Annotated in this window: 3 protein-coding genes and 1 pseudogene; all 4 read right to left on the reverse strand. The window is 59.1% G+C overall.

The window, feature by feature from the left end; all coding sequences use genetic code 11:
* Positions 1-76 (reverse strand): hypothetical protein (locus BST40_RS33445; protein ID WP_425270708.1); only part of this gene is annotated, 76 nt, incomplete at its 3' end.
* 135 nt (positions 77-211) lie between these two features.
* Positions 212-751 carry a hypothetical protein gene (locus tag BST40_RS27445; RefSeq protein WP_083156483.1) on the reverse strand — a complete coding sequence of 180 codons (540 nt, stop codon included), beginning with the start codon at positions 749-751 and terminating at the stop codon, positions 212-214.
* A 114-nt stretch (positions 752-865) separates the two neighbouring features.
* Positions 866-1,802: pseudogene (locus tag BST40_RS27450) on the reverse strand (SAM-dependent methyltransferase).
* Between the two features lie 541 nt (positions 1,803-2,343).
* A complete protein-coding gene (locus BST40_RS27455; protein ID WP_083156485.1) occupies positions 2,344-3,201 on the reverse strand; it encodes an enoyl-CoA hydratase in 858 nt (285 codons plus the stop codon).
* Positions 3,202-3,808 lie beyond the last annotated feature (607 nt).

Consider the following 3,808-nt stretch of genomic DNA (forward strand, 5'->3'; position numbering starts at 1 on the left):
CGATGTTGACGTCCACAAACACCATGAAGATTCCCAGACCGGTCGCCACAATCGTCAGCCGCTGGCGCGGCGTCATTTTACGATGGGAAACCAGCGTCACTGCCATCTCAACCTACTTTCGGCGACAAGTGCGATAACCGAAGACTGGACCCGGACACCACTTCCGGAAGGCATCTCCATGAGGCGCTCCTCACGCATTAGTGCCCAGCTGTCAGTTTTGATTCTGGTTGTCGGTATCGGGATTCAGTGGAAGTAATTCAATGGGTTGGTTGACGGGATCGTTTAGCATTTCGACGAGATCCCAAATGTCGACGATTTCGATCCTGACGGGAATTGCTTCGCCAAGGAACGGGTTAGCGAGACCACCGTCATAATTATTGCTATTGGCGGCAAACACCTGGAGATAGTTGTCATCATCGTTACCGCTGGTGTCGGTGGTGATATCGAGAGTATCATTCGAACAACTGTCGGATTTCGATTTGCCGTGATCGGCCAGATTGATTGTTAATCGGCCGGCGCTGATAATAGCGGCGTAGTCGTTAAGGGTATCCACGGCCGCGGTAACTCCGGTGGTCAAGACTAGTGCTCCTAGCGCCGCGCCGGCCGCGCGTTTACGCTGGCGCGATGTGGTGCGGCGGGTCGGAGAATCGATTGAATCAATTTTTATGGCGGTGGCGGTGCGCCTGAATTCTTGATGGTGTCGGCCATGTGAAGCCGGGTTGCGATGACAATTGTTTGCTGCGTCGGTCATTCTCACCATTCCGTAGTAGTGCGATCATGTATCGCGCGGCCGTCAAGAGAACTGGTCCTAATGCCAGCAAAAGATTTCCGAGGATGAGGTCGATGGAAAACGCGACAAAAATCCTTATCGCCGCTCCGCGGTCACGAAGTCGGCGAAGCTGTCCTTGTGGTCAGCGATCGGTACACCATTAACCCAGCGGTCCAGGCGGCGCAGTTCGCCGATGGAGTTCCGCGCCGTCGCGTGCCATCCGTGGGTGTTTAGCCAATCCGTGGCGACCGCCCGATCTGGGTCGTTGTAGTTGAGATCCTGCAGGTGCATCAGTTTTACGAGTCCGAGTTCGGCAGCGATATCGTTAAACCGTTGCCGCAACTCTTCTTTACGTTCTTCGGCGCAAGTGACCGCAGTTTCCACGGCAAGCCGACTGCCCACCGTGCTCAGCTCGGTGATCTGGGCAAGCAACCGGTCTTGGGCGTCGGCGGGCAGGTAGACCAATAGCCCTTCGACCAACCACGCTGTCCGCAGCGAAGGGCCGAAACCCGCACCCCATAGCATTGCGGGCCAGTCACCGCGCAGGTCTACGCAGACCGCGCGGAGGTCGACCGCGGGCGCAACACCTTGGGCTGCAAGAGTTTTAAACTTGTAGTTCAGTACTTGAGGCTGGTCCATCTCATAAACCGTGGCGCCGGGCGGCCAATCCAGCCGGTCGGCGCGCGTCCAAACCGGACGCAACGATGACTAACTGGCAGATCTTTCCCGCGACAGCGTCGGCGATGTAGGTGTCGAAGAACTGTGTCCGAATCGCCTGATAACTGCGTAGGTAGTCAAGGTATGCGGCGGTCTCGGGACCGGTGGATTTGAGCTTGGCAAACTGCGAGTCGTCAAGCAAAGTCCTCCAGACGCCGCTGCCAGCATCTGCAATCAGGAGCGCGGCGTACGGATCTCGGATCAAAGGGTCAGGCCGGCCGGTTTCGCTGGCGCGAGCAGCAGCCGCCATCACAGCGCTCGTGCTGACACCTGTTTCCACGTCCCGGGTGTCGGCATTGGTGCGGAGCGTGCTCAACGTGCTCTACCTAATCATCTCGCAGGGATGAGTTCGCGGTCGCGGGGACCTTCGCGGGGGCCGAGGTTTGTTGCTGGTTGACGGAGATCGGCTCAACCAGGCACACGCCTACAGCATGCAGCGATCACCAACGGGACAACATCAGCAAAAGTGCGTACATACCCTGCGATCACGCACAAATCGCTACGTCGCAGATTGTGGGGTGCCGCCGCCTAGTTTGGTCTGGAAGACGCGGTCGATAGCCGCTAACGGAAGCCCCAAGCAGCCGTTGGGCACGTCCGCGACCTCCGCACCCGACCCGGTCCGCACCTGCGCGCCGATCAGATCCCGTTAGGCGGGCACGACGAACACCACCGCAGACAGAGGCCAGCATTGCCGAGGTGGCGACGCACCACTACGGATCGGGTGTGACAAGCAGCGAAACGCTCGACGGCTGCCCCGGCCTGAGGCTGGCGGGATTGCGAAAGACGCCAACGAAAGTCTCGCGCGACAACATATTCCAACTCATATGTTCGCGTGTGAAATCGTGCCGTCGACGAGCCTATCGGCAATCGGTAAGTACGGACAGGCGCTTCTCGGCGCGCGCGGCGACCGCCACGTCGAAACGTCTTGTTAGCAACCGACTGTAGCGCTGCCCCGAGTCTTCGGTCTGCACGTGCCCGTCCACACTAGCAGCGTCGAGGTAGTCCCACAGTGCGCGCTTGGTCAATCCGGTGCCAATCCTTGAAAATCCCGCAATTCGGCCGGCCATCGTCAAGCAATGGTCCAACAGGTCTTCGTCAGCCACCCGACAAGACGCGAGCCCGATGCGCTCGGCCTCTACTGCGTCGACGTCCCGGCCTGTCAACATCAGTTCAAACGCTCTCGAAGATCCGATCGCCCTAGGCAGCAAGTAACTCAATCCGAGCTCGCTGGACGTCAGGCCGTTTCTGATTCCCGCGGCGCGAAAGTATGCGCTGTCCGCTACCACCCGGATGTCGGCAGCTAGCGCCAAACACATTCCGCCGCAATGGGTCGCGCCGTTGATAGCTGCGATCACCGGCTGGTGCATCAGTCGTAGCTGCCAGGTCACCTCGTCGAGCATTTCCAGTGCGCGTAATGCATCGGCCGGCGGCAGCAGTCCTTCATGCGGCACTTTGCCTGCAGGCTCTTCGTCGGCACCCGTGCAAAACGCTCTGCCAACACCAGTGAGTACCACAACTCGCACGGAATTGTCGCAGTTGATCTTTTCTAGTGTTCGTTTCAGAGCGACGACCAGCTCTAATCCCAAGGCGTTCATTCGGTCTAGCCGATTGAGGACTATTAGCGCTACGTCGGGACGCGGGTATTCCAGTAGCACCGGGGTGAGCGTTGGAAGGGTGTCCAGGGGCGAGAGGTAGCCTGTATCGATCGGATGCATGCCTGGAAGTATGTTGCGCTCCGATTCCGCGAACATCCGCCAAACCGCGTACGAGATGGGCGGTTTCGCTTGGCTCAAGACCAGCGCGCTCGTAGGGCGGGGCGCTCAAGTGTCTGCGGATGCGGCCAGAACCGGGGGGTTTTGACGCGAGGCGGAGGGGCACATCCGGGTCGACAGCGTGCATCGAGGTAGGGGATTCCAGGCGGCGCCACTGCGCCGATGCCGTGGCGGCGCGGATGTGTTCGGGGATCAAAGTGTGGTACAGGCGGCGGCCTTGGGCTCGCTGCGGCAGCTTGGGTGATGCGCGGTGAATAGTCCAGTCAGGTTCGGGATATGTCATCGATTGCTCCCGGGCAACATCCAGATACCTGGTTCGGCGAGCTTGGGGTGTACCGACGCGGTGCGGCGTTACACTGCTGTTTGACTTGGGTGAAAGGCGGTTGAGCAGGGTAATCACGGGGCCACAAATTGCCACCGGCCCGTTCGTCCAGGAAATCACGAGCGCAGCAAATAGAATGTTCTGATGTTGCCCTCTTCTTAATTATCATTGGTCAGCATCTTGATGGTTGGCAATTGTGGCAGAAATCCAACCAGACGTGTTCGTCGA

This window comes from Mycobacterium persicum, assembly GCF_002086675.1.
In the GTDB taxonomy this organism is placed as follows: Bacteria; Actinomycetota; Actinomycetes; order Mycobacteriales; family Mycobacteriaceae; genus Mycobacterium; species Mycobacterium persicum.